Consider the following 23881-nt stretch of genomic DNA (forward strand, 5'->3'; position numbering starts at 1 on the left):
TTACAAGAATATGCACCCAGAGACGGGCTGTTCAGAGATTCAAGCGTGCAGCAGATCGCGCAGCCAGTCTGCCGCAATATCGGGCCTGACGGGAGTTTGGCCCGACAGGGCCGCCTGCTCGAAATGGTGCCGCATGGCTTGATCGATCTGTTGCCGTTGCGGGGCGCTCAAGCTGGCGGGGTTGATCTCCAGCGTCTGGCAGGCAGCCCGGAAGATCGGACCCGAGCCTTGTGCCGAGCATTGCAGCGCCGTCAAAAAGTCCACGCCGGCGAGCGCCTGGTGCGCTGTCTGGGCCATATCCAGCGCCTGCGTGATGGTGCGGGAAGACAAAGGTCTGCCGGGGCTGGGGGTCAGATTCAGTTCTTGGGCGATGGCCTTGGTGATCCCGATGCCGTACTGCTGACCCAGCACATTGGTGAATGTTCTGGCGGTATCCAGATCCGGGTCGACCCAGGCGACGCTGCGCCCGCTGGAGCTTGTGCCGGTGCCTAGGACCTGCAAAGACTGGCCGGAGACCGAAAGGTAGACAGCATCGTTGTTTTTGGCAGCTGCGGTGAAGGCCTCTAACGCGGGGCTGCCATGAGGGGGTGCTGTAAGAGGTACGTTAATCGTCATATATAGAGGGGTAACCGCGGCTACAATTTAAATGGGGCCGGAATCGCCTGGTCGAGAATCGACCCTTTACCCCTGAGTAACTCCCGACAGGAATAGGTTCCAGTCAGTTCACATTCAGATGTTTTTGCTAGAGCGCCTCCAGTATGTTGACACAAACCATCGGTAGTCATATCGGGCTGGAACTGGAAATGGCGGTCGTTCGCGTGGCGGATGGACACAGTCACGCGGTCACAAGATATTTTGATGCCTTGGCGGGCCTGAAGCAGCGCCGGGACTTGGCCGTGACGGAAACCCGGCTGGGCGCCCGTCTTGTCGGATTGGACACGCTCGAGGGGCATAGCGGCCTGGATAATGGCCATAATCTGCTGGAAACCGCGTTCGCTCCCATCACAGGAGGGCCGGGCGGTCTGGACCGCTTGGCCGCTCTGGTCGTCCAGGAACTGCGCGAAGCGGAGCAGGCCCTGGCGGCCGAAGGCGCTGCGTTACTGAATGCATCGGAACACCCGGATTGTTCTCTGGGCGCGGATTGGTATGCGCGGGCGCGTACCGAACGTCCGATTTACCGTGAATTGGTGGATTATCGCGGCTGGCGACATCACCTTGGGATCGATGCCAAGGCCCAGAACGGGCCGTGCACCTCGGCGCCGGTCATGCAGGCCGTGCGGGCGCTCAATGTGATGCTGGCGCTGGCTCCTGCCGGTATCGCCCTGTTTGCCAATAGTCCGCTGGAATCCGGCCGTGATACCGGACTCAAGGAAAACCGGCTGACGCTGTGGGACCGGATGTTCCGTGACAGCCGGTTTCCGGGCGACCATTATCTGCAGCGCCTGCCGGATCGGCCCTTCAATGATCTGGGGGATCATTACCGCTGGATGTATGGGGCGGGGACGGTCTCCCGCGCCCTGCCGTTGGCGCTGGGCCAGGATTACAAGACAGTGACGCCGGTCTATCTGCAGGGCGATCCGTCGCTGACGGATTTTCTGCAGTCCGCCGGGTGGCCCGGACGCTCCGGGGAGACCGGGCAGTCCATTGATTTAGCCCCGCAAGGCGCTTACTTCGTCTATGGGCAGTACGCACATTTTCTGGATGCGCGCTGGCGTTATCGGGTGGATCGAGACCCTGAGCTGCATGAGTTGCTGTCGGCCTGGTCCAGGCCGGGCGGGATAGAAGAGCTTCTGCTGGCCTGTGGCGCGGATGGCTATATCGAGGGCCGGGCGCCCGGCTCGGTATTTGCGGACGCCCAGTTGCTGGCCGAGGCAGGCCGGGCGGTGGCCGCCAGCGCCCCGATGGCGCCGTCCGCCTGGCAGTTGGGGCTGTTGTGCAATCTGGACGAGGCGGAACAGCTGTGGCGCCAGTGGGGGTGGGACCGCTTGAGCGGCCTGCGCGGCGTCGCTATCCGGGATGCCTTGGACGATGATCAGGTGCATGCCCTGGCGCGCGAGACCTTGGCGGTCGCCCGCGCCGGTTTGCCGGCGGGCGAGCAGCACTGGCTGGACTATGCCGACCATGCCGTTCAGACCCGCCGTACCGGCGCGGATCGGTTGCGGGGGCTCTGGCAGGACCATGCCGGACAAGAGGACCGCTTGGCGCGCGTGTGCGCACAGCGCCGGGTCTGTGTTGTCGAACCGTCGTTTCGCGTATCATCTGAGCACTGATCCTCCCGCTTCGAAAACCATCATGCCATTTACCACCTCCAAGTCCGGATCCGTCCTTATCGTGCAACCCGAGGGCCAGGTCAACAGCAGCAACGCGGCGGCCTTCGAGGCCGACTTGCTGGTCGAGCTGGACAAGGGTGAACAACGCATCGTCCTGGATCTGGCGCGGCTGGACTACATTTCCAGTGCGGGCCTGCGGGTCATTCTGCTGCTGGCTAAAAAGCTGAAGCAGGCTGGCGGCGCCCTGGCCCTGTGCGCCATTCAGCCCAATGTGCGCGAGGTCCTGGAAATCAGCGGCTTCCTGTCGATCCTGAAGGTTTACGACCAGAAGTCGGAAGCCGTCGCGGCGCTGGAATAGACAGCTCGGGTTTTGTTCACAGAGCCGTCCGCTGGACGGGCTCTGTGTTCATTTGGCCGCCAGGCGCTTGAGGCGATGCAGCCGTTCGCGCAGCAGGATATCGGCCAGCGGCTCGGGAGCGCGCCCCAGCGCAACAGAGTCGGCGGCCACGGCCTGTACGGCAGTGTCCAGGCGTGATGGTCCTGCCCGCCACCAGTCGGCCAGCAGCTGATCGGGGGAATACACATCCATCCCCTGACGCCGCAACTCAGATCGATTGAAGTCCTTCAGATTCCATGTCATCACGTGCACAGCAAGAGGGCGCTGCAAGCCGCAGCGCGCGCGTCGCGCCAGGCCGGCAGCAATCACGTGGAGATCCTTCGGGTCGCTGTAGCGCAAGCCGATTTCGTAGGGGGCGGTGTTGGCCTCCATGGCGCTGGGGAAGCGCTGGTTCATGGCATTCCATTGTTCCGCCAGTTTTTCAGGCGGAATCTGCCACAAGCGTGCCGCGTTGCGGCGCCATTCCTCGCCGATGCGTTCGGTCCAGACCGGCTGGAATACGCCCTGATCGGCCACACGCAGCAGCAATTGGCGCTGCACTGTGGACATCAGCACACAGGCATCGAGGACGACAAAGGGAGGGGTAGGGCAGGACATGGGGTGCGATAAGGCGGTGGCGGCTGTTTTTGGCTTGAAGAGGGGATTGTGTTGACCACGAAAAATGACCGCCGGTCAGGCGGTCATTTTTCTAAGCACTACGGATGGCCAACATATCTGAAGACCAACAACATCACACGTCGATATTGCCCGCCTGCAGCGCGTGTTTTTCAATAAAGGCGCGGCGCGGTTCGACGTTGTCGCCCATCAGGGTGACGAAGATTTCGTCGGCAGCGATCGCGTCTTCGATTTCCACGCGCAGCAAGCGGCGCACGGAAGGGTCCATCGTGGTTTCCCAGAGCTGCGCGGGGTTCATTTCGCCCAGGCCCTTGTAGCGCTGCTTGCTGATGCCGCGTTCGGCCTCGGTGCGCAGCCATTGCATGACTTCGCGGAAATCGGAGACCGATTTTTCCTTGGCCTTGTCGCCGACGCCTCGGCGCACGACGGCGCCTTCGCCCAGCAGGCCCAGGAACGTCTTGGCGGTACGGGACAGGACGGCGTAATCGCCGCCACGCACGAAACTGCGGTCGAACAGGCTGATACGCAGGTTGCCGAAGTGGGGGCGGATGACGGCCAGACGCCAGGCTTCTTCGATGTCGTCGTATTGGGCTTCGACATGGACGGCGTCGGGGGCTTCCGGGTCGCGCAGGGCTTGCTCCAGGGCGGCGGCGCTGGTGCGGGCGGCGGATTCGTCGATCAGGCTGACTGACACGCCTTCGGCCATGGCCGACAGGGCCTCGGTGTCCATGATGCGCGACAGGCGGGCGATGACGTGATCCGCCAGGACGTACTGGCGGGCCAGATCCATCAGGGCTTCGTCGCGGATGGGCGTGGCGCCTGTGCGGGTCACCAGTTCAGTGTCCTTCAGGGCCAGCTGCAGCATGAATTGGGCTTCTTCGCCGTCATCCTTCAGATAGCGCTCTTCGCGGCCGACCTTGACCTTGTACAGCGGCGGCTGGGCGATGTAGATATAGCCGCGTTCGACCAGTTCCCGCATCTGGCGGTAGAACAGGGTCAGCAACAGGGTGCGGATGTGGGCGCCATCGACGTCCGCGTCGGTCATGATGATGATGCGGTGATAGCGCAGCTTGTCGACGTTGAAATCGGGACCGATGCTGGTGCCCAGCGCCGTGATCAGCGTGGTGATCTGTTCGCTGGACAGCAATCGGTCAAAGCGGGCCTTTTCGACGTTCAGCACCTTGCCGCGCAGCGGCAGGATCGCCTGGAACTTGCGGTCGCGGCCTTGTTTGGCCGAGCCGCCGGCGGAGTCGCCCTCGACGATATAGAGTTCGCACAGGGCAGGGTCTTTTTCCTGGCAGTCGGCCAGTTTGCCCGGCAGGCCGGCGCCTTCCAGCACGCTTTTGCGGCGCGTCATTTCACGCGCCTTGCGGGCGGCTTCGCGGGCGCGGGCGGCTTCGACGATCTTGGCACACAGGGCGCGGGCGTCGTTGGGATTTTCCAGCAACCAGGTTTCCAGCGTGCGGCTGACGGCGTCTTCGACGGCGGGGCGCACTTCGCTGGAGACGAGCTTGTCCTTGGTCTGGCTGCTGAATTTCGGTTCGGGCGTCTTGACCGAGAGCACGCAGGCCAGGCCTTCGCGCATGTCGTCGCCGGCGGTATCGACCTTGGCTTTTTTAGCCAGGTCGTTGTCGGCGATGTATTTGTTCAGCACCCGGGTCATGGCGGCCCGCAGGCCGGTCAGGTGGGTGCCGCCGTCGCGCTGCGGGATGTTGTTGGTGAAGCACAGCACGGTTTCTGCATAGCTGTCGTTCCATTGCATGGCGACTTCGACGGCCACGCGCACGCCGCCCGCATCCGATTCGGTGCTGACGGCAAAGACGTTGTCGTGCAGGACGGTCTTGGCGCGGTTGATGTACTGGACGAAACCCTTGACCCCGCCCAGGAAGGCCAGGTTTTCGTCCTGGCCGGTGCGCTCGTCCACCAAGCGGATTTTCACGCCGTTGTTCAGGAAGGACAGCTCGCGCAGGCGGCGCGCCAGGATTTCGTAGGTGTAGTCGATGTTATTGAAGATTTCCGCATCGGCCAGGTAGTGGACCCGGGTGCCGGTACGGTCGGCGTCGCCGGTCACGGCCAGCGGGGCCGTGCGTTCGCCCCGGCGGAATTCCATCTGGTGTTCGTGGCCGTTGCGCCAGATGGTCAGGCGCAGCCATTCGGACAACGCGTTGACGCAGGACACCCCCACCCCGTGCAGACCGCCCGATACCTTGTAGGAATTCTGGTCGAACTTCCCGCCGGCATGCAGTTCGGTCATGACGATTTCAGCCGCGCTGCGGTGATGCTCGTCGTCCTTGTGAATGGCGGTGGGGATGCCGCGGCCATTGTCCATGACGGAAATGCTGTTGTCGGCGTGGATGGTGACGACAATGTCGTCGCAGTAGCCGGCCAGCGCCTCGTCAATGGCGTTATCCACCACCTCGAAGACCATATGGTGCAGGCCGGTGCCATCCGAGGTGTCGCCGATGTACATGCCTGGACGCTTGCGGACCGCTTCCAGGCCCTTGAGCATCTTGATCGAGTCGGCGCCGTAGCCGGAGGACGGTGTGTTCGGGGTAGTGGGTTCTGACATGGAAATCCTGTGATTGAATCAGTCTGGCGCGTTCGGTGATCAGATGCGCATGGGCATGACGACGTATTTGAATTCGTCGTCGTTGGGCACGGTGATCAACACCGAAGCGTTGACGTCAGGCTGCACCGACCAGCAGACCTGTTCGGTCTTGATGTTGGCCAGAACGTCGAGCAGATAGGTGACGTTGAAGGCCACGTCCAGCGGTTCCTGGGCGTAGTCGACTTCGAGTTCTTCGCGGGCTTCTTCCTGTTCGGCGTTGGACGAGGAAATACGCAGCAGATTGTCGCCCAGCTGCAGGCGTACGCCCTTGAGCTTGTCGGTCGTCAGGATGGCGGCGCGTTGCAGGCTGGCCTGCAAGGCTTCGCGGGAAATCAGGATGTGGCGCGTGTAGCCGGAGGGGATGACGCGCTTGTAGTCGGGGAATTTGCCCTCGACCAGTTTCGAGACCAGTTCGATCTGGTCGAACCGGAAGCGGATCTGGCCGGCGGCCAAGTCGACCTGAACGGGGGATTCGTCATCGGCCAACAGGCGCAGCATTTCGTGCACGGTCTTGCGCGGGATGATGGCGTCCATCTGTGCATCCAGGCCGTCGACCGCGATGCTGCTGTGGGCCAAGCGGTGACCGTCGGTGGAGACTGCCCGGACCTGGCCGGGTTCCAGCACCATCAGCAGGCCGTTCAGGTAGTAGCGGATGTCCTGCTGCGCCATGGAAAAGTGCACCTGGTTGAACAGCTGCTTCAGGGCTTTTTGCGGGATGGAAAAGGACGCTGACCATTGATCGGTCTGGGATACCGTGGGGTAGTCGGCGGCGTCCAGGGTCTGCAGGGCAAAGCGGCTGCGACGCGCCTGGACGGACAGCTTGGCGTCGTCCAGCGACAGGCGCACATCGCCGGTTTCGGGCAAGGCGCGCAGGATATCCAGGAACTTGCGGGCGGCCACGGTTGTGGACTGAACATCGTCGCCGACTCCGAAATCCGCCTGCGTGGTGATCTGGACTTCCAGGTCGTTGGCGATGAACGCCACCTGATTGCCTTGTTTGCGGATCAGGACATTGGCCAGGATCGGCAAGGTATTGCGCCGTTCGACGATCCCCACCACGGTCGTCAGGGGCTTGAGCACGGCATCGCGGCTTGCTTGTATCAGTAGCATGTCATTATCCTTTGAGGGTTTGCTCGAGTACGTGAAGTGCGTGATTCAATTCGGTTTGTTTGGCCCGCAGATCGGTGATCTTGCGCACGGCATGCAACACGGTGGTGTGATCACGCCCGCCGAATAGATCCCCGATTTCGGGCAGACTTTTCTGGGTCAGTTCTTTTGCCAGGTACATGGCGATCTGGCGCGGCAGCGCAATATTGGCCGGCCGGCGCTTCGAGTACATGTCGGCGACCTTGATTTTATAGAAATCGGCCACGGTCTTCTGGATGTTTTCCACCGTGATCTGGCTATTGGAGACCGACAGCAGGTCTTTCAGGGCTTCTTTGCAGACTTCGACGGTCAGGACTTCGCGGCCGTGGAAGCGGGCGTAGGCGGATACCTTGCGCAGGGCGCCTTCCAGTTCGCGCACGTTGCTGCGCAGGTGCTTGGCGATGAAGAACGCGACTTCCTCGGGCATGGTGATGCCCTCGGTCTGCGCTTTGCGCAGCAAAATGGCCACGCGCATTTCCAGTTCGGGCGGCTCGATGGCGACGGTCAGGCCCGAATCGAAACGCGAGATCAGCCGGCTGTCGATATTGGCCAGTTCCTTGGGGTAGGTGTCCGAGGTGATGATGATCTGCTTGCGTTGGGCCACCATGGCCTCGAAAGCGTAGAAGAATTCTTCCTGGGTGCGGTTCTTGCCGGCGAAAAACTGGATGTCGTCGATCAGCAGCAGATCCAGCGAATGGTAGTAGCGCTTGAAGTCATCGAAGGCGCGGCGCTGGTAGGCCTTGACCACGTCCGACACGTATTGGTCGGCGTGCACATAGCGGATGCGCGGATTGTTGCCGCCGGCCAGCAGGGCGTTGCCGATCGCGTGGATCAGGTGGGTCTTGCCCAGGCCGACGCCGCCGTACAGAAAGAGCGGGTTGTAGGAGACGCCGGGGTTTTCGGCGACCTGCAGGGCGGCGGCGCGCGCCAGTTGATTGGCCTTGCCGATGACGAAATTATCGAAGGTCAGGTCCAGATTCAGACGCGAGCGATCCTGGACCGCTTCGTCGGTGGCCGTGTGCGCGGGGGTAGGCGCTGCAGCAGCGGGTGCAGCCGCCTGGCTGGCCGTGGTGTTGGCCGGGGGCGGCGGCGTCAGCGGTGCGCGACCGGCGGCGGGGGCCTGTCGGGCGGGGGCTGCGCTCAGTTCGAATTGCACCTGCACCGCCTGGGAAAACCAGTCGGTGGCCAGGGCTTCGAGCCGTGTGGAAAAATTCTTGCGCACCCAATCAAGCTTGAAGCGGTTGGGCGCACCGATCCTCAGGATCGCGAGTTCCTCGTCGTAGCCGAGCGGAACCAGAGGTTTGATCCAGGCGCTGATCTGTTGGGGAGGAAGTTCCTGTCCCAGCTGCTGGAGACAGGCCTGCCAGAATTCATTCATAGGTGCCATCGTGCGAAACCTCGATTCTACCCTTTCCCGTGGTAAGTTATCCACAGACGGGCGACCGCTTGGCGGTACGCAGCGGGGGATAAGTTCACAAGTAATTGACGGCGCGCCAAAAATTTGTTGAAATGGTGGGCTTTTCTGTACCCTTTTACCCCCAAGCTCTTTTGGATTCGCCATGAAACGCACTTTCCAGCCTTCTGTTACCCGCCGCAAGCGTACCCATGGGTTTCGTGTCCGCATGAAGACGCGCGCCGGTCGCGCCGTTCTCAGCGCTCGTCGCGCCAAGGGCCGCAAGCGCCTGGCCGTCTGATCCGTCGTTCCCGCTGCTGGCCTGTCGGCCGGCCTTGGAATTGACTGCCATGCCTACCGATTTCCCTTCGGCGGCCCGGCTGCATCGCCCCTCGGAATATGCTGCGGCTCTGAAAGGCCGGCGTGTCGCCCGAGGGGCTTTGTTCGTCGTCTCCAGTCCGCGACAATCGGATGGGGTTCCTGCTCGCCTGGGGCTGGTCGTTCCTAAGCGTCACGCGCCGCTGGCCGTGACGCGCAATGCGATCAAGCGCGTCATCCGCGAGGCATTCCGCTTGCGGCGGGCTGACTTGCCCGAAGGCGATCTGGTATTCCGTCTGGTCAGCAGGCCGGCGCCTGCCAGCCTGACGATGCTCAAGCGTCAGGTGCGCACGGAAGTCGATGCCTTGCTGGGCAGGATCGGGAAATGTTGATCCGATCCCTGTTCATCGCGCCGATCCGCTTCTACCGTTATTTTCTAAGCCCCTGGGTGGGCCAGCAATGCCGCTTCACGCCGACCTGTTCCGCCTATACGATCGAGGCGATCGAAACGCATGGCGTGCTGCGCGGGATCTGGCTGGGGGTTCGCCGCATCGCCCGTTGTCACCCGGGCTGTGCGGGCGGGCATGATCCCGTGCCGCCGGCGCCGCCGCATATCGGCGGGCGTGGATGAGTCGCAAGCGCCGGGCGGCTGCCTGATCAAGTCTTTGTCAGCTGCCCTGCGTTAAACTGGTGGGCTTTTGCCCCGATCCTATTCAAAAAAACAGGCGCCAATGGACATTCGACGCACCATCCTCTGGATGATCTTTTCTTTCTCGCTGCTGCTGCTGTGGAACAACTGGCAGGTGCATCAGGGGCAGCCGTCCCTGTTCTCTGTGACGCCACCCGCAGCAGAGCCAGCCAAAACCGCAGGGGCGTCCGTCGGACAGGATGGCGTACCCGCCGTGCAGGGGTGCCGCGCAAACCAAGGTCCCCGTGTCCGATGCCGTCCCCCAAGGGCAGCCGGTGCAGGTGAAGACCGGGGTGTACGACCTGACCTTTGATACGCTGGGGGCGCAGCTGGTGCGCGCCGAGCTGCTGCACTACAAGAACCAGGAAGCCACTACGGGGATCATTCCGTGGTTCAAGGGCTTGATGGGCAAGAAGCCGCCGCAGGATGCAGGCAGCGCCATGTATCTGTTGAACGATCAGCCGGGGGATATCTATGTCGCCCAGACAGGGCTGGTCGGTGCGCCGCAGGGGCAGGGCTATCCTACGCACCTGACGCCGTTCGCGCTGGTCGGTGACGGGCCGGTGGTCAAGGGCGATACGACGGAAGTCTCGTTCGAGGCCGTGTCCGGCCAGGTGCGGGTGGTCAAGACCTTCATCCTGTCGCAAAACGGGTATGACATCCGCGTGCGTAATGAGGTCACCAATCTGGGCGATCAGCCGATCGATCCGTCGCTGTATCTGCAGCTGACGCGCGACGGCCATGAACCGTCCAATACGACGGGCTTCTACAGCACCTTTACCGGCCCCGCCGTCTACTCGTCGGAAGACAAGTTCCAGAAGGTGACGTTCGAGGACATCACCAAGAACAAGGCCAGCTATACCCAGCAGGCGGACAATGGCTGGGTCGGCATGGTGCAGCACTATTTTGCGACGGCCTGGGTGCCGCAGCAGGGCGTGGTGCGCACGAACCAGGCGCTGGCGCTGCCGGGCAATCTGTTCGCCATCCGCACGATCGAATCCCTGGGCACGATCGCCCCGGGTGCAAGCAAGTCGGTGGATGCGCAGCTGTGGGTCGGCCCGCAGGATCAGCAGGCGATGGGCGATGTCGCGCCTGGCCTGGATCTGGTGGTGGACTACGGCTGGGTGACGATCATTGCCAAGCCCATGTTCAAGCTCATGATCTGGCTGCACAGCCTGGTGGGCAACTGGGGCTGGACGATCGTGGTGCTGACGCTGCTGATCAAGCTGGTGTTCTATCCGCTGTCGGCAGCCAGCTATCGTTCGATGGCGAAGATGAAGCTGGTCGCGCCGCGCATGAAGCACCTGAAGGAAAAATTCGGCGACGACAAGGCGAAGATGAACGCCGCCATGATGGAGATGTACCGCACGGAAAAGATCAATCCGCTGGGCGGGTGTCTGCCGATGGTGGTGCAGATTCCGGTGTTCATCGCGCTGTACTGGGTGTTGTTGGGCAGCGTGGAGATGCGCGGGGCGCCGTGGCTGCTGTGGATTCACGATCTGTCGGTCAGCGATCCCTGGTTCATTTTGCCAGCGTTCATGATGCTGACGATGTTCCTGCAGATCAAGCTGAACCCGACGCCTCCGGACCCGATGCAGGCCAGGGTCATGATGATCATGCCGCTGGTGTTCGGCGGGATGATGTTCCTGTTCCCGGCGGGTTTGGTGCTGTATTGGTGCGTGAACAATACGGTGTCGATCATTCAGCAGCGGGTGATCATGAACCGCCTGGATCGGGAAAAGGCAGCGTCGGCGTCCAGCTGATGGTTGGATGCTGATGTGATGAAGCGGCGCTCTTCTAGAGCGCCGTTTCTTTTGGGCATGGCCGGGTTTCCCGATATCATGCGAATGAGCCAGTTCGCGGACTACTGAACAAATTTCGATATGAGTGCATTGCAGACAGCCCCCATCATTGCCATTGCCACTGCCCCCGGCCGGGGCGGGATCGGCGTGATCCGGGTGTCGGGGCCGGATTTGCGGGCCTGGGCAGATGTGCTGTGCGGTCAGGCGTTGCAGCCCCGGCATGCGCATTACCTGCCGTTTCGCAATCAGGATGGCGAAGTCATGGACGAGGGCTTGGCGCTGTTCTTTCCCGGCCCTCATTCCTATACGGGCGAGGACGTGCTGGAACTGCAGGGACACGGCGGGCCGGCAGTATTGCGGCGGGTGCTGGATGACTGCCTGGCGCGAGGCGCGGAGATCGGTTTGCGGCTGGCGCAGCCGGGGGAATTCACGCAACGGGCCTTTCTGAATGAGCGGCTGGATCTGGCGCAGGCGGAAGCGGTGGCCGATCTGATCGAGGCCAGTTCCACGGCGGCGGCCCGCAGCGCGATGGCGTCGTTGTCAGGGGCGTTTTCGGCCGAGATCAATGCCTTGGGCGAGCGTGTCGTGCAGCTGCGCATGCTGGTCGAGGCGACGCTGGATTTCCCGGAGGAGGAAATCGATTTCCTGGAAAAATACCAGGCGGCGGAACGCCTGGACACGGTGACGGCGGCGCTGGATGGGGTCTTGCGTACGGCCCGCCAGGGGATGGTATTGCGCGAGGGCCTGCACGTGGTGCTGGCGGGTCAGCCCAACGTGGGCAAGTCCAGCCTGCTGAACGCACTGGCAGGTGAAGAGGTGGCCATCGTGACGCCGATTGCCGGCACCACGCGCGATCGGGTGATCCAGCAGATCCATATCGATGGGATTCCGCTGCATATCGTGGATACCGCAGGGCTGCGCGATACCGACGATACGGTAGAGCAGATCGGGATCGAGCGCAGTTGGGCGGAAATCGCCCGCGCCCAGGTGATCCTGCACCTGCAGGATGCGCGTCATCCGGATGACCCCCTGGACGCGGACATCGTGCGGCGGCTGCCGGCGGGTACGCCGATGCTGCAGGTGCTGAACAAGGTGGATCTGATGAGTGAGCCTGGACAGGGCATAGCCCCTGAGGGCGCTGAGCAGATCCGCATTTCCGCCCGTACGGGCGTCGGGCTGGACGCGCTACGCACCCGCCTGCTGCATATTGCCGGCTGGACGCCGGGGACGGAATCGCCCTGGCTGGCGCGAGAACGCCATGTCCAGGCGTTGGAAGCGGCGCGGGAACATTTATTGCTGGCCCGCGAGCACGCTGCGCACAGCGATCAGGTGCTGGATCTGTTCGCTGAAGAGCTGCGTCTGGCGCACGAGTCTTTGTGCGAAATCACCGGGCAGTTCACCAGTGACGATCTGCTGGGCGAGATCTTTTCTAGGTTCTGCATCGGGAAGTGACGTTAAGTCTATGGACATCCACCGAAGTCTGCTTATGCGCCTGTAAGCCGCATAAATAAAGGGATTTTTGTCTGCTGAGTGATTCAGCGATACAGTCAAAGCTGCTCACTTTTATGTCCGAGTTTAGTTCCAAGCAGCTGGTTGATCGCTTTCTTCCCTCTACTTGGACATACGGAGGATGAGATCGCGGTGACCGACAACGCACTCAAGGCGCTCAAGCCCAGGACAAGACCTACACGGTCACCAATGGCCGGGGGCTGTATGTCGAGGTGTCGAGGTCTTCCCGACCGGGGGAGTCGTCTGGCGCTACCGTTACCGGCTGAACGGCAAGTACGAGAAGCTCACGCTGAGCAAGTACCCAGCGCTGACGCTGAAGAGCGCCCGCCTGAAGCGGGATGGGGCGGCCCAGCAAGTAGCAATGGGCGAATCGCCGGCGAAGAAGAAGCAGCAAGAGAAAACGGCCGGCCCTGAAGACGCCACCGTGGCCGACTTCGCCGAACGTTTCTTCAAAGGCATCCAGTCACGCGATCGCAAGAATCTGACCATGCCGCGTCGCTACTTGGAAAAGGACATCCTTCCGCACATCGGCAGCAAGCCGGTTCGGGGCATTACTGCCGAGGACGTGCGCAGCGTCATCAGGCGCAAGAAGGAACGAGGCTTCGATGCCGCCGCAGGCCAGGTGCGTGGTCTGCTCAAGCGCATGTTTGATTATGCGCTGAGGGTGACCGGCGTTCCTGCGCGCCATGCAGGCCACCAACATCCGCCGGCAGTTCAAGATCGCCTTCCAGTTGATCCTGATGACCCTGGTGCGCAAGTCCGAGCTGATGCTGGCGCAGTGGAAGGACATGCATCTGAACGAAGGCGAATGGCACATCCCGATCGAGAACTCCAAGACCGGCAAGCCTCACATCGTCTACCTGTCCACACAGGCGCTGACGTTGTTCAAGGAATTTAAACCGCTCGCCAGCAGCAGCATCTGGGTGTTGCCGGGGGGGGGCACCCTGGCCAAGTCTTTCGCCAACAATGCACTGAACCAGGCGCTGAAGGTTTAGGGGGGAGGATGGGTGGTGTAAGTCCGCCCAGGGCACTGGGAGGGCCTTTTCCTTTTTTGGATAGGACCGTTGTCCCTTGATTGCCATTCCCTTACCCCTGCCTTTTCCTTTGTGGCAGGCATTTATGATCGACGATGATTATCAGACACTGATACAATTTTGAATCAACGTGTCATTGGAATCGCGATCATGAAGCGCTGCATTGTGGGTATCCGACAGCCAGACGGTTCGCCACCGAAGGGCAGCGAAACTCCCAGCATTTGGTTTCCGTCTCTGGCATCACTGGCTGCAGTGCTGTCTGACGACAACCGCCGGCTGCTGCGCCTGATCCATGACAAACAACCCAAGTCCCTGACCGAACTAGCTGAACTCAGCGGCCGCAAGGTGCCGAATCTATCGCGCACCCTGAAGATGATGGCCGATTACGGCTTGGTGTCGCTACAGCGCAATGTTCGGGATGTTCAGCCGACCGCTCTGGCGACTGAGTTTCTGGTTGTGCTGGACTGACAAGCGTGGACATCAGGAGAGCCACCGCTGCGCCAGGAAGACAGACGGTACATCAGCAGCTCACTGAGACGTGAATTCGCCAGCGAGAACGGCACCGAACTCAATGCCCTTTTGCCCAAGATGAGCCCGCTCAATCCGGAGTACCTGACCAAAAAGCAAAGCGTCTTCCAGAAGATCGCCGCGTTCGTCGAAAAATTCAAAGGGGTAGGTGGGCAGGTGTAACCGGCCAGAGTTATCGCACTAGCGTTAACGCGTGCTTGGTCGACATACAGACCATGTGGAGATACTTGGTATGAATGGCAAAAAATTGATCCGCAACAGCACAGCCGAGTTTCTGATCTTCACTGGTCAGGCCGGCGAACAGAGCATCGAGGCCCGCTATGAGGACGAAACCCTGTGGCTGTCGCAGAAGCTGATGGCCGAGCTGTTCGGGGTGGATGTGCGCACCGTCAGCGAGCATCTGAAGAACATCTTTGGTAGCCATGAACTCGCGCCTGAGGCAACTATCCGGAAATTCCGGATAGTTCAGCAGGAGGGCCAGCGGGAGGTGTCCCGGTCGGTGGACGAGAGTGTCCAGAATTTTGTGGGCGAGGCATAACATGAGAGAAAACGATCATGGATATGCCCGTGAAACACAAGAAGCCATCTATTGCGGCCCAGGCGGCCGCCCGTACGGCCCGATTTCCGAAGCTGCCTGAGCATTTGCTGGACGGCCTGGTCGAAGGTCCGATGTCGGCCATGGAGGTCGAGGATCTGATTGATGCCTTTGGCAAGGCGGTGATCGAGCGGGCCATGGCTGGCGAGATGAACGCCCACCTTGGCTACCGTGCCGGCGAAGACAAGCCGGCCCAACAAGCCGACGAACGCAACGGCGTGAGCGCCAAGACGCTGTTGACCAAACACGGCTCGATGCGTGTTCAGTTGCCCCGCGACCGGGACGGTACCTTCGAGCCGGTCTTGATCCCCAAGCATGAGCGCCATTTCGCCGGGTTCGATGAACGCATCATCGCCCTGTACGCCCGAGGCATGAGCGTGCGCGAGATCCAGGCATTCCTGGCTGAGACCTATGGCACGGATGTCTCGCCCGAGCTCATCAGCGAGGTCACTGACGAGGTCATGACCGAGACGGTGGCCTGGCAGAATCGGCCCCTGGAGCGCATGTACCCGGTCGTGTTCTTCGATGCCCTGCGCGTGAAGATCCGCACCGACGGGCTGGTGGTCAACAAGGCGGTCTACCTGGCGCTGGGGATCGACGCTAGCGGGGAGCGTGACGTGCTGGGGCTGTGGATTGAGCAGACCGAAGGTTCGAAGTTCTGGCTCAAGGTCTTCAACGAGCTCAAGAACCGGGGCTGCCAGGACATTCTGATTGCCGTGGTCGATGGTTTAAAGGGCCTGCCCGAGGCCATCAACGTGGTCTTCCCGAAAACGACGGTGCAGACCTGCATCGTGCATCTGATGCGCAACAGCCTGGATTACGCCGGCTGGAAGGACCGTAAGTTGGTCGCCGCCGCCCTCAAGCCCATCTATGCCGCCGCCAATGAGCAACAGGCCAGAGAGGCGCTGGCCGCCTTCGCGGCTGGCCCTTGGGGCACGAAATATCCGACGATCGTGGCCGCCTGGGAGCGGGCCTGGGAACATGTGGTGCCGTTCTTCATCTTCCCACCCGATATCCGGCGCGTGATCTATACCACGAACGCCATCGAGAACATGAATCGGCAGCTGCGTAAAATCATCAAGAACCGGGGCCAATTCCCCAGCGACGAGGCGGCCGTCAAACTCCTATGGCTGGCGCTGCGAAACGTGCTGGCCAAGCCGTCACGATCGGTTCATACGTGGAAAGCAGCCATGAATCAGTTCGCCATCCTGTTCGGTGAACGGTTCACCGAGGCGAGGGATTAAACGATGCCAAACCGCCCCGCCCACAAAAAATCTGACACTCCCCGGTGGACTTCTACAACCTCGACGCCATCATTTCCATCGGCTATCGGGTCAACTCCCTACGCGCAACGCAGTTCCGCCAGTGGGCGACCGGCGTCCTGCGTGAGTTCGCGATCAAGGGCTATGTGCTGGATCGTCAGCGCATGGAAAATGGCAGCTTCCTGGGCGAAGACTACTTCGAGCGGCTGCTGGCGGAAATCCGCGAGATTCGCCTCAGCAAGCGACGCTTCTATCAGAAGATCACCGACATCTACGCCACCAGCGTGGATTACAACAAGGACGCACCGACGACCAAGGCCTTCTTCGCCAAAGTACAGAACAAACTGCATTACGCCATCCATGGTCATACCGCTGCAGAGTTGATCCGCAAGCGGGCTGATAGCAGCAAGCCGCATATGGGGCTGACTTCCTGGGCGGGCGCGCCCGAAGGCAAGCTCCTGAAAACCGACGTGGCCGTGGCCAAGAACTATCTGACCAAGGACGAGTTGGATTCATTGGGCCGTATCGTCAACGCCTATCTGGAACTGGCCGAGGATCGTGCTCGCCGCAAGATTCCCATGAGTATGGAAGACTGGTCCAAGCGTCTGGACGCCTTCCTCGAATTTGATGAACGGGAAGTGCTACAGAATAGCGGCAAGATTTCTGCAAAACTTGCCCAGACGCATGCGGAAAGTGAATTTGAGAAGTACAGGATTGTGCAGGATCGCCTGTTTGAAAGCGATTTCGACAAAGCAGTGAAAAAACTGGCGACTGGTGAGCCGAACACCAGAGATGACGGATAAGCTTCAGGTCGCCTATTCCCCCACTACTTCCGTGTGCACGACTTCCGGCGCCTTGGCGAAGAATCCCCCGACGATGCCGCGCCATGCCTGGAAGTCTTCGGATTCGCGGAAGTGCTTCATGTGGTCTTCCAGGGTCTGCCAGTGAATCTGCAGGACGTATTGTTCGGGGTGCTCGATGACGTGGTGCAGTTCCAGGCGGTGAAAGCCGCGCGCCCGCTGGAACAGGGGCAGGGCTTTTTGCACGCCGGCCTCGAAGTCTGCCTGGACGCCGGGTTTGACGGTGATGTGGGCCATTTCGCGGATCATGTCGGATTCCTTTGGATGTCGGGAGGGAAAGCCTGATTATGCCGCTACATGCCTGGGCATTGCAGAACGGTCTGTGCAATGGCCAGGCAGGACGTCAGTCCGGGCGATTCGATGCCGTACAGATTGACCAGGCCTGGGACGCCATGCGTGCGAGCGTCCTGGATGATGAAATCCGCATCCTGCCCGTCCGGCATTGCCAGTTTGGGCCGGATGCCGGCGTAGCTGGGGTGCAGGGAATCATCGGGCAGATCGGGCCAGTAGCAGCGGATGGCAGCGTAGAACCCGTCTGCCCGGGCCGGGTCCACGCGGTAGTCGATCGTGTCGATCCACTCGACGTCGGGGCCGAATCGCGCCTGTCCGCCCAGGTCCAGGGTCAGATGCACGCCCAGCCCGCCGGGTTCGGGCACCGGGTAGATCAGGTGGGAGAACGGCGCTTTCCCGGATAGGGTGTAGTAATTGCCCTTGGCATAGCGGCCAAGCGGAATCGTGGCGGGCGGGATGCCCTGGATGCTGGCAGCCACGGCCTGGGCATGCAGACCGGCGCAATTGATGACGCGGCGGGCGATGATTTCCGAGGGTTCATCGCCGCCGATGTGCAGCAGCATGCCGTCGTCTGGCGTCGGTAATACAGTGCCGCCGGTCACGGGGGAGCGCAGGGCCAGCAGGCCGCCGGCCTGTTCCAGGTCACCCAGTAGCGCCAGCATCAGGCCATGACTGTCAATGATGCCGGTGGATGGTGATTCCAGGGCGGCAATGCATTGCAGCGCAGGTTCGCGGGCTTGCGCCTGGCTGGGGTCCAGCCAGCGCAGGTCATCCACGCCGTTGGCGACGGCTGCCGCTGCAATCTGTTGCAGCCGATCACCTTGTTCATCGTGTGTGGCGACGATCAGTTTGCCGCAGCGCCGGTGCGCCACGCCATGGGATGCGCAGTAGTCGTACAGCGTCTGGCGGCCCGCCACGCACAGGCGCGCTTTCAGGGATCCTTTGGGATAGTAGATGCCGGCGTGGATGACTTCGCTGTTGCGCGAACTGGTGCCCGTGCCGATGGCGTGTTCGGATTCGACGAGCAGGGTCTCTAGCCCGGATTGGGCGCAGGCGCGGGCAACGGCCAGGCCGACGACGCCTGCGCCGATGACCAGGCAGTCGACAGAGTCGGTCATGACGTGTCCTGTAGGCGGATGGAATGCCTGGAAATTGTACTGTGACGCAGAATATAGCGACCGGAGCCAAGGTCTTTGCAAGCGCCGCTTGGTCTTTGCCGGTCCCGGCGGAGTGCTGCGGTGGAGTCTGGGGTATTGCCGGGTATCTGGAATATAAATAGCTTGCAATTAAATAGCATGCTATTTAATATATGCCTATGTCTTCAAAACCCGCTATCCCGGCAACCCCGCCACCCGCCTACCTGACGCTGGACGCTCAGCTGTGCTTTGCGCTGTATTCGGCACATCTGGCCATGGGCAAGGTCTACCGCCGCCATCTGGCAGAACTGGGGCTGACCTATCCGCAGTATCTGGTCATGCTGGTGCTGTGGGAATCGGATGGCCTGACGGTGACTGCTCTGGGGGATCGGCTGTACCTGGATTCGGCCACGCTGACGCCGTTGCTGAAACGCTTGCAGGCATTGGGCTTGCTGCGCAGGGATCGCGCCCAGGCTGATCAGCGCCAGGTGCTGGTCACGCTGACCCAGGCGGGGCGGGCATTGCAGCAGCGGGCGCATGCCGTGCCGCAGGGCGTCATGTGCGCCACTGGCTGTACGCCGGCCCAGGCGCAGGTGCTGAAGGCCGAACTGGAAGAACTGCGTGCGCATTTGCAGGGTGCGCAGGCTACGTTGGAACATACGGCGGGACGATAAGGGCATGGGCCAGGCAGGGTGTCTGCCGGTATCCGTGCGCCGTGATCGGTCCGCTGATTGGGAAGTCGCCGCTGGTGGTGCCGAGACTTTCTTTTTGAATTGCACCGCCAGGAGTCCAACCATGACAGTTGAAAACGTTCTCTACACCGCCCATGCTTCCGCGACGGGCGGCCGCGACGGCAGCGCCAAATCTTCGGATGGCCGCCTGGATATCAAGCTGTCCGTCCCCAAGGAACTGGGCGGTGATGCCGGCCCCGGCACCAATCCGGAACAATTGTTTGCAGCCGGGTATTCCGCCTGCTTTCTGGGGGCCTTGAAACTGGTCGCCGGCAAGGAAAACGTCACACTGCCGGCTGATACGCAGGTGGCAGGTTCCGTGGGTGTCGGCCCGATCCCCACCGGATTCGGTATTGCCGTGGAACTGAAAATCACCGCCGCAGGCGTGGATCATGCCAAGCTGAACGACCTGGTACAAAAGGCCCACGTGGTGTGCCCGTATTCCAACGCCACGCGCAACAACATCAAGGTCACGCTGACGGTGCAGTAAGCAGGACCCGTGCCCGACGGTCGGCGGGTTGCGTCTCGCCTGGAAAGGGCCTCGTTCGGATTGGACGAGGCCCTTTTCCAATGCGCGGGCGCCCGACCGGCCATTTCACTGTCCTGAGTTCGGATGATTCAGGTCAAATAACAGCACAAGCAATAGGGATATGATCGTTTTCTGGGCGAAATGATTTTCGCCATGGGAGACCATCATGCCACCTGAGACACTGCCCCCATCCGGGTCCGCATCGCGTCAAGCGCTGTCCGTCCTGTTTTCCAGCACCTTCGCGTTCACGGTCTGCTTTGCCATCTGGACCATGTTTTCGGTGCTGGGCGTGCCGTTGAAAACAGAGCTGAGCCTGAATGAAACCCAGTTCGGCCTGCTGATTGCGACGCCGGTGCTGACGGGGTCGCTGATCCGGGTGCCTTTGGGCATGCTGACGGATCGTTTTGGCGGCCGGATCGTATTTCTTCTGGTCCTGCTGGTCTGTGTGCCGCCTCTGTATCTGATGGCTTATGCGGAAACGTATACGCAGTTTCTGGTGCTGGCTTTGTTCGTCGGGCTGGCGGGCGGTACGTTTTCTGTGGGTACCCCTTATGTCGCCCGCTGGTTCGTGCCAGAGCGCCGGGGCTTTGCCATGGGGGTGTTCGGCGCGGGTAATTCGGGTTCGGCCCTGAATATGTTCGTGGCGCCGCTGATCATCGGTGCATTCGGCTGGGCCATGTTGCCCAAGGTGTATGCCGCCCTGATGCTGGGCACGGCGATCCTGTTCTGGTTGTTCAGCCATACAGATCCTGTCCATCGCGTATCGTCCGGTACCGGAATGCTGCAGCAGCTGAGCGTACTGAAGGACCCCCGCGTCTGGCGGTACTGCCAATATTATTCGGTCGTGTTCGGGGGCTATGTGGCCTTGGCCCTGTGGATCACCAAATACTATGTGGCCGAATACGGTTTCGATCTGACCCTGGCCGCTTTCCTGGCCATGATCTTTTCCCTGCCGGGCGGCGTGCTGCGGGCTCTGGGCGGCTGGTTTTCGGATCGTTTCGGCGCCTACACCGTGACCTGGTGGGTGATGTGGGTGTGCTGGGTGTGTTTTTTCCTGCTGTCCTATCCGCAGACACAGATGACGATCCAGACCTTGAGCGGCCCGGTGTCGCTGCATATCGGCCTGAATGCCACGGCATTCACGATCCTGCTGTTCATCGTCGGGGTGGCCATGGCGATCGGCAAGGCGTCGGTCTTCAAGTTCATCAGCGACGACTATTCAGACAATATCGGCGCTGTGTCTGGCGTCGTGGGGCTGGCTGGCGGCCTGGGAGGCTTCATCCTGCCGATCATGTTCGGCGCCTTGCTGGATATCACTGGGGTGTATTCCAGCGCCTTCATGCTGCTGTACGGATCGGTCTGCGTGTCGCTGGTGTTCATGCACTATTCGTACCGGCGCGCGCCGCGGGCCGGTACCGAACTGATGGACCATGCGTGATGAGGTAGGCCGAGGGGAGTCCGGGCATCCACCTCGCGGCCTGCAGGCCGCTCGGATAAATTTGGCAGAACGCAGTCCGCAGGGTGCGGCGCCGTCCCACCTCGGCGCTTGCAAGCGCCTCGGATAATTCCTGCGCATGACAGCCCGCAGGGGCTGTCATGTGTCTGGAATTATCCCCCGCACCCGCCGCAGCAGTTGCCGTCTTCGCCGTGAACGGGCTTCAGGGCTTCGTAGCCGGCGTCGGCGACGGCGACCTGGATGCGCTGGGTGGATGCCTGCGCGGTATCAAAGGTGACGGTGGCTTTCTCATCGGCCAGCGACACGCTGACCTGGGACACGCCAGGCAGCGCGGACAGGACTTGGTCCAGCTTGTCGGCGCATGCCGGGCCGCGCAGGCCTACCAGGCGCAGGGTCGCAGTTTTCTGGGAAGATCGTTTCAGGGTTTCGGCTTGCATAGGTCCTCGCGAACGGGGAAATGCCCCTGGGTAGGGCGGGGTTATAGATACATTTTAAATATACCTTAAGAGTCGGCTAGTATAGCAGTGCCTGCCCGCTTTTGGCGTCAGGATGTCAAAGATGCCTGAGTCCCCCGCCCGCCGTATCGCCCATCTGGATATGGATGCGTTTTTCGCTTCCGTGGAATTGTTGCGCTATCCCGAATTGCACGGGCAGCCGGTCGTGATCGGAGGGCGCGGCGAAGCCCCTCGTGATGGTCGCTATGCGCGATTGCGTGACTATGTCGGGCGCGGCGTCATCACCACGGCGACATACGAGGCCAGGGCTTTTGGGGTGCATTCGGCCATGGGCATGATGAAGGCGGCGCGCCTGGCCCCCGATGCCGTGCTGCTGCCGGTGAATTTCCCCGCTTATCGTCATTATTCACACCTGTTCAAGGCGGCGGTGGCCGCCATCGCCCCGCAGATGGAAGATCGCGGGATCGATGAAATCTACATCGACCTGACCGATCTGCCGCAGGATTCAGAGACTCTGGGGCGGCAGCTGAAGCAGGCAGTGCGCGACGCGACGGGCCTGGTCTGCTCTATCGGGATTTCGCCCAATAAGCTGCTGTCCAAGATCGCCTCGGATCTGGACAAACCCGATGGCTTGACGCTGATCGGGCCGGGGGATCTGCAGCGCCGCATCTGGCCGCTGCCGGTATCAAAGGTCAATGGCATCGGCCCCAAGGCGACTCGCCGCCTGCAGGGCATGGGGATCGAGACGATCGCGCAGTTGGCCACCGCCGCCCCGGATCAGTTGCAAGAAGCATTCGGCCTGGGGATGGCGCGATGGCTGCTGGATGTGGCTCACGGCATAGATGACCGGCCGGTGGTGATGGAATCCGAACCGCGTTCGATCAGCCGGGAAACGACATTCGAGCGCGATCTGCACGTGGTCCGGGACCGGATGTTGCTGTCCGGGATTTTCCGCGAACTCTGTGAACACCTGGCCCAGGATCTGGCGCGCAAGCAGGTGCACGGAGCCACCATCGGGATCAAGCTGCGCTTTGACGATTTCCGGGTCGTGACGCGCGACCTGACGCTGGATGAAGCTATCGGGGATGCCGATGCCATTCATCGCGCCGCCGGGCAATGCCTGAAACGCGTTACGCTGGATCGCCGCTTGCGCCTGCTGGGCGTGCGGGCCAGCAAGCTGCAGCCGGTGGATAATGCCGGCTCTGCGCCGCATCCCGTGCAGCTTTCCTTGTACTGAGCCGGATCACGGTTCTGGTGCGTGATGCACCACCTTGACGCAACCGGCGCGCTGGGCAATGCCCGGCCGGAGTATTCCTTCTCTGGCAAAGACGCGCGGCCTAGAGTTGGCATGTTGTTTGCTTTCCCTGATGTATCACTGGACACAGACGGGAGAGTCTCATGTACGACGAAACGATCAATGGTTTTGTGCGCGCCGCCGATGCCAAGCTCAGCCAGCTGCGCAGGAAGCCCCAGGGGTTCTTTGTCGCCTGCATGTTGGCGGGCGCCTATATCGGATTGGGCATCATCCTGATCTTTACGCTGGGAAGCTCCATTCCGTCGGCTTTGCGTCCGCTGGCAATGGGCGCGACCTTTGGAATTGCCCTGATCCTGGTCGTCATTGCCGGCGCTGAACTGTTCACCGGCCACACCATGGTGATGGCGTTGCGGCGCTACCGGGGACGGGGCACCTGGGCCGATGCGGCGACCGTCCTGTGCGCGAGTTGGGTGGGCAATCTGTGCGGCGCCTTGGTGCTGGTCGGTCTGTTCGTGATGGGCGGTGGCGGCGGTCTTCTGGACGATCCGCAGGGGCTCGTGATGACGGCAGCCGCGCACAAGATGACTGCCGGCGGCGCCAGCCTGTTCGCCCGTGCCGTCCTGTGCAACTGGCTGGTCTGTCTGGCGGTCTGGATGTCGGCTCGGGTGTCGTCCGACAGCGCTCGCTGCATCGTGATCTTCTGGTGCCTGCTGGCCTTCGTCGGCAGTGGCTACGAGCATAGTGTGGCCAATATGACGTTGCTGCTGCTGGCGCTTGCCGGCAACCATCCAGACACGGTGAGCCTGGGTGGCATGTTCTGGAATCTGGGTTGGGTGACGCTGGGCAATATCGTCGGCGGCGCCGTGTTTGTGGCCGGCGCCTACCGGATCGCCTCAACGGCTGCGGTCGATTCGTCCGCGGATGTCGTGTCCTTCGAAGCCGGTCCAGGCACGCCGCTGGGTCCTTCGTCCTCGCGGGTCTGAGCGTTCGCCCTCAATTTTCT

Annotated in this window: 25 protein-coding genes and 2 pseudogenes; 19 read left to right on the forward strand and 8 right to left on the reverse strand. The window is 61.6% G+C overall.

The features are described from left to right. Positions 1-39: 39 nt before the first annotated feature. Entirely contained in the window at positions 40-501 is a 462-nt protein-coding gene (locus tag VDP79_RS13880) for a hypothetical protein (RefSeq protein WP_323018753.1), read from the reverse strand. Between the two features lie 257 nt (positions 502-758). Between VDP79_RS13880 and VDP79_RS13885 the strand changes: the two genes are divergently transcribed. Together VDP79_RS13885 and VDP79_RS13890 are read left to right on the forward strand one after the other, a co-directional pair. Further along, complete coding sequence (locus VDP79_RS13885) at positions 759-2270, forward strand: glutamate-cysteine ligase family protein (protein ID WP_323018754.1); 1512 nt, start codon at positions 759-761, stop codon at positions 2268-2270. A gap of 22 nt (positions 2271-2292) precedes the next feature. Next, positions 2293-2628, forward strand: a complete 336-nt coding sequence (locus VDP79_RS13890; protein WP_323018755.1) for an STAS domain-containing protein — start codon at positions 2293-2295, stop codon at positions 2626-2628. Positions 2629-2676: 48 nt separating this feature from the next. Here the strand turns inward: VDP79_RS13890 and VDP79_RS13895 are convergent, their stop codons facing one another. The 4 genes from VDP79_RS13895 to dnaA all read right to left on the reverse strand — a co-directional run bounded on the left by VDP79_RS13895 (position 2677) and on the right by dnaA (position 8414). Next, positions 2677-3264, reverse strand: a complete 588-nt coding sequence (locus tag VDP79_RS13895; RefSeq protein WP_323018756.1) for a PIN domain-containing protein — start codon at positions 3262-3264, stop codon at positions 2677-2679. Positions 3265-3397: 133 nt separating this feature from the next. Beyond that, positions 3398-5851 carry a DNA topoisomerase (ATP-hydrolyzing) subunit B gene (gyrB, locus tag VDP79_RS13900; RefSeq protein ID WP_416233119.1) on the reverse strand — a complete coding sequence of 818 codons (2454 nt, stop codon included), beginning with the start codon at positions 5849-5851 and terminating at the stop codon, positions 3398-3400. Positions 5852-5890: 39 nt separating this feature from the next. Continuing rightward, the gene (gene dnaN / locus VDP79_RS13905; RefSeq protein WP_323018757.1) at positions 5891-7000 is read right to left on the reverse strand and encodes a DNA polymerase III subunit beta; all 1110 of its coding nucleotides are present in this window, start codon (positions 6998-7000) and stop codon (positions 5891-5893) included. Positions 7001-7004: 4 nt separating this feature from the next. After that, positions 7005-8414 (reverse strand): chromosomal replication initiator protein DnaA, encoded by a 1410-nt coding sequence (gene dnaA / locus VDP79_RS13910; RefSeq protein WP_323018758.1) that lies wholly within the window; start codon positions 8412-8414, stop codon positions 7005-7007. 181 nt (positions 8415-8595) lie between these two features. Here dnaA and rpmH point away from each other — a divergent pair, with 181 nt between their 5' ends. From rpmH to VDP79_RS13975, 12 genes and pseudogenes are all read left to right on the forward strand, one after another. Then, positions 8596-8730, forward strand: coding sequence for a 50S ribosomal protein L34 (gene rpmH, locus VDP79_RS13915; protein ID WP_043679136.1), 135 nt, complete (start codon positions 8596-8598; stop codon positions 8728-8730). 49 nt (positions 8731-8779) lie between these two features. Continuing rightward, positions 8780-9139, forward strand: coding sequence for a ribonuclease P protein component (locus tag VDP79_RS13920; RefSeq protein ID WP_323018759.1), 360 nt, complete (start codon positions 8780-8782; stop codon positions 9137-9139). Beyond that, positions 9136-9378, forward strand: coding sequence for a membrane protein insertion efficiency factor YidD (gene yidD, locus VDP79_RS13925; RefSeq protein ID WP_323018966.1), 243 nt, complete (start codon positions 9136-9138; stop codon positions 9376-9378). Before VDP79_RS13920 ends, yidD begins: the two co-directional genes overlap by 4 nt. A gap of 100 nt (positions 9379-9478) precedes the next feature. Continuing rightward, positions 9479-11198: pseudogene (yidC, locus tag VDP79_RS13930) on the forward strand (membrane protein insertase YidC). A 120-nt stretch (positions 11199-11318) separates the two neighbouring features. Next, positions 11319-12689, forward strand: coding sequence for a tRNA uridine-5-carboxymethylaminomethyl(34) synthesis GTPase MnmE (gene mnmE / locus VDP79_RS13935; RefSeq protein ID WP_323018760.1), 1371 nt, complete (start codon positions 11319-11321; stop codon positions 12687-12689). 319 nt (positions 12690-13008) lie between these two features. After that, positions 13009-13347: pseudogene (locus VDP79_RS15000) on the forward strand (integrase arm-type DNA-binding domain-containing protein); the annotation flags it as partial. Between the two features lie 85 nt (positions 13348-13432). After that, the gene (locus VDP79_RS13950; protein WP_323018762.1) at positions 13433-13741 is read left to right on the forward strand and encodes a tyrosine-type recombinase/integrase; all 309 of its coding nucleotides are present in this window, start codon (positions 13433-13435) and stop codon (positions 13739-13741) included. A gap of 189 nt (positions 13742-13930) precedes the next feature. After that, positions 13931-14248, forward strand: a complete 318-nt coding sequence (locus VDP79_RS13955; RefSeq protein ID WP_323018763.1) for a helix-turn-helix domain-containing protein — start codon at positions 13931-13933, stop codon at positions 14246-14248. A gap of 51 nt (positions 14249-14299) precedes the next feature. Next, the gene (locus tag VDP79_RS13960) at positions 14300-14470 is read left to right on the forward strand and encodes a type I restriction endonuclease subunit R, EcoR124 family (protein WP_323018967.1); all 171 of its coding nucleotides are present in this window, start codon (positions 14300-14302) and stop codon (positions 14468-14470) included. Positions 14471-14540: 70 nt separating this feature from the next. Then, complete coding sequence (locus VDP79_RS13965) at positions 14541-14846, forward strand: hypothetical protein (protein ID WP_323018764.1); 306 nt, start codon at positions 14541-14543, stop codon at positions 14844-14846. A gap of 23 nt (positions 14847-14869) precedes the next feature. Continuing rightward, positions 14870-16147, forward strand: coding sequence for an IS256 family transposase (locus VDP79_RS13970; protein ID WP_323018968.1), 1278 nt, complete (start codon positions 14870-14872; stop codon positions 16145-16147). A 44-nt stretch (positions 16148-16191) separates the two neighbouring features. Further along, positions 16192-16968, forward strand: coding sequence for a virulence RhuM family protein (locus VDP79_RS13975; protein WP_323018765.1), 777 nt, complete (start codon positions 16192-16194; stop codon positions 16966-16968). Between the two features lie 12 nt (positions 16969-16980). On the opposite strand, the gene VDP79_RS13980 is transcribed toward VDP79_RS13975, so the two are convergent. Continuing rightward, a complete protein-coding gene (locus VDP79_RS13980; RefSeq protein ID WP_323018766.1) occupies positions 16981-17274 on the reverse strand; it encodes an antibiotic biosynthesis monooxygenase family protein in 294 nt (97 codons plus the stop codon). A gap of 44 nt (positions 17275-17318) precedes the next feature. Beyond that, complete coding sequence (locus VDP79_RS13985) at positions 17319-18434, reverse strand: NAD(P)/FAD-dependent oxidoreductase (protein WP_323018767.1); 1116 nt, start codon at positions 18432-18434, stop codon at positions 17319-17321. Positions 18435-18631: 197 nt separating this feature from the next. Here VDP79_RS13985 and VDP79_RS13990 point away from each other — a divergent pair, with 197 nt between their 5' ends. The 3 genes from VDP79_RS13990 (at position 18632) to VDP79_RS14000 (ending at position 21150) form a co-directional block, all read left to right on the forward strand. Next, the gene (locus tag VDP79_RS13990) at positions 18632-19126 is read left to right on the forward strand and encodes a MarR family transcriptional regulator (protein WP_323018768.1); all 495 of its coding nucleotides are present in this window, start codon (positions 18632-18634) and stop codon (positions 19124-19126) included. 121 nt (positions 19127-19247) lie between these two features. Next, positions 19248-19673 (forward strand): organic hydroperoxide resistance protein, encoded by a 426-nt coding sequence (locus VDP79_RS13995; protein ID WP_323018769.1) that lies wholly within the window; start codon positions 19248-19250, stop codon positions 19671-19673. A gap of 205 nt (positions 19674-19878) precedes the next feature. Next, on the forward strand, positions 19879-21150 hold the full coding sequence (locus tag VDP79_RS14000) for a nitrate/nitrite transporter (RefSeq protein ID WP_323018770.1): 1272 nt from the start codon (positions 19879-19881) through the stop codon (positions 21148-21150). Positions 21151-21320: 170 nt separating this feature from the next. On the opposite strand, the gene VDP79_RS14005 is transcribed toward VDP79_RS14000, so the two are convergent. Continuing rightward, positions 21321-21605 (reverse strand): heavy-metal-associated domain-containing protein, encoded by a 285-nt coding sequence (locus VDP79_RS14005; RefSeq protein ID WP_323018771.1) that lies wholly within the window; start codon positions 21603-21605, stop codon positions 21321-21323. Between the two features lie 121 nt (positions 21606-21726). Here VDP79_RS14005 and dinB point away from each other — a divergent pair, with 121 nt between their 5' ends. Beyond that, positions 21727-22860, forward strand: coding sequence for a DNA polymerase IV (gene dinB / locus VDP79_RS14010; RefSeq protein ID WP_323018772.1), 1134 nt, complete (start codon positions 21727-21729; stop codon positions 22858-22860). Between the two features lie 161 nt (positions 22861-23021). After that, complete coding sequence (locus VDP79_RS14015) at positions 23022-23861, forward strand: formate/nitrite transporter family protein (protein WP_323018773.1); 840 nt, start codon at positions 23022-23024, stop codon at positions 23859-23861. Positions 23862-23881: the final 20 nt, after the last annotated feature.

Source organism: Castellaniella sp. (genome assembly GCF_034675905.1).
GTDB lineage: Bacteria > Pseudomonadota > Gammaproteobacteria > Burkholderiales > Burkholderiaceae_B > Castellaniella.

What these genes read in the sequence shown, in the direction of transcription:
- VDP79_RS13885 (WP_323018754.1), top strand. Translation starts at nt 759, where the DNA reads ATGTTGACACAAACCATCGGTAGTCATATCGGGCTGGAACTGGAAATG.
- VDP79_RS13890 (WP_323018755.1), top strand. Translation starts at nt 2,293, where the DNA reads ATGCCATTTACCACCTCCAAGTCCGGATCCGTCCTTATCGTGCAACCC.
- VDP79_RS13895 (WP_323018756.1), bottom strand. Translation starts at nt 3,264, where the DNA reads ATGTCCTGCCCTACCCCTCCCTTTGTCGTCCTCGATGCCTGTGTGCTG.
- gyrB (WP_416233119.1), bottom strand. Translation starts at nt 5,851, where the DNA reads ATGTCAGAACCCACTACCCCGAACACACCGTCCTCCGGCTACGGCGCC.
- dnaN (WP_323018757.1), bottom strand. Translation starts at nt 7,000, where the DNA reads ATGCTACTGATACAAGCAAGCCGCGATGCCGTGCTCAAGCCCCTGACG.
- dnaA (WP_323018758.1), bottom strand. Translation starts at nt 8,414, where the DNA reads ATGAATGAATTCTGGCAGGCCTGTCTCCAGCAGCTGGGACAGGAACTT.
- rpmH (WP_043679136.1), top strand. Translation starts at nt 8,596, where the DNA reads ATGAAACGCACTTTCCAGCCTTCTGTTACCCGCCGCAAGCGTACCCAT.
- VDP79_RS13920 (WP_323018759.1), top strand. Translation starts at nt 8,780, where the DNA reads ATGCCTACCGATTTCCCTTCGGCGGCCCGGCTGCATCGCCCCTCGGAA.
- mnmE (WP_323018760.1), top strand. Translation starts at nt 11,319, where the DNA reads ATGAGTGCATTGCAGACAGCCCCCATCATTGCCATTGCCACTGCCCCC.
- VDP79_RS13950 (WP_323018762.1), top strand. Translation starts at nt 13,433, where the DNA reads ATGCAGGCCACCAACATCCGCCGGCAGTTCAAGATCGCCTTCCAGTTG.
- VDP79_RS13955 (WP_323018763.1), top strand. Translation starts at nt 13,931, where the DNA reads ATGAAGCGCTGCATTGTGGGTATCCGACAGCCAGACGGTTCGCCACCG.
- VDP79_RS13965 (WP_323018764.1), top strand. Translation starts at nt 14,541, where the DNA reads ATGAATGGCAAAAAATTGATCCGCAACAGCACAGCCGAGTTTCTGATC.
- VDP79_RS13970 (WP_323018968.1), top strand. Translation starts at nt 14,870, where the DNA reads ATGCCCGTGAAACACAAGAAGCCATCTATTGCGGCCCAGGCGGCCGCC.
- VDP79_RS13980 (WP_323018766.1), bottom strand. Translation starts at nt 17,274, where the DNA reads ATGATCCGCGAAATGGCCCACATCACCGTCAAACCCGGCGTCCAGGCA.
- VDP79_RS13985 (WP_323018767.1), bottom strand. Translation starts at nt 18,434, where the DNA reads ATGACCGACTCTGTCGACTGCCTGGTCATCGGCGCAGGCGTCGTCGGC.
- VDP79_RS13990 (WP_323018768.1), top strand. Translation starts at nt 18,632, where the DNA reads ATGTCTTCAAAACCCGCTATCCCGGCAACCCCGCCACCCGCCTACCTG.
- VDP79_RS13995 (WP_323018769.1), top strand. Translation starts at nt 19,248, where the DNA reads ATGACAGTTGAAAACGTTCTCTACACCGCCCATGCTTCCGCGACGGGC.
- VDP79_RS14000 (WP_323018770.1), top strand. Translation starts at nt 19,879, where the DNA reads ATGCCACCTGAGACACTGCCCCCATCCGGGTCCGCATCGCGTCAAGCG.
- VDP79_RS14005 (WP_323018771.1), bottom strand. Translation starts at nt 21,605, where the DNA reads ATGCAAGCCGAAACCCTGAAACGATCTTCCCAGAAAACTGCGACCCTG.
- dinB (WP_323018772.1), top strand. Translation starts at nt 21,727, where the DNA reads ATGCCTGAGTCCCCCGCCCGCCGTATCGCCCATCTGGATATGGATGCG.
- VDP79_RS14015 (WP_323018773.1), top strand. Translation starts at nt 23,022, where the DNA reads ATGTACGACGAAACGATCAATGGTTTTGTGCGCGCCGCCGATGCCAAG.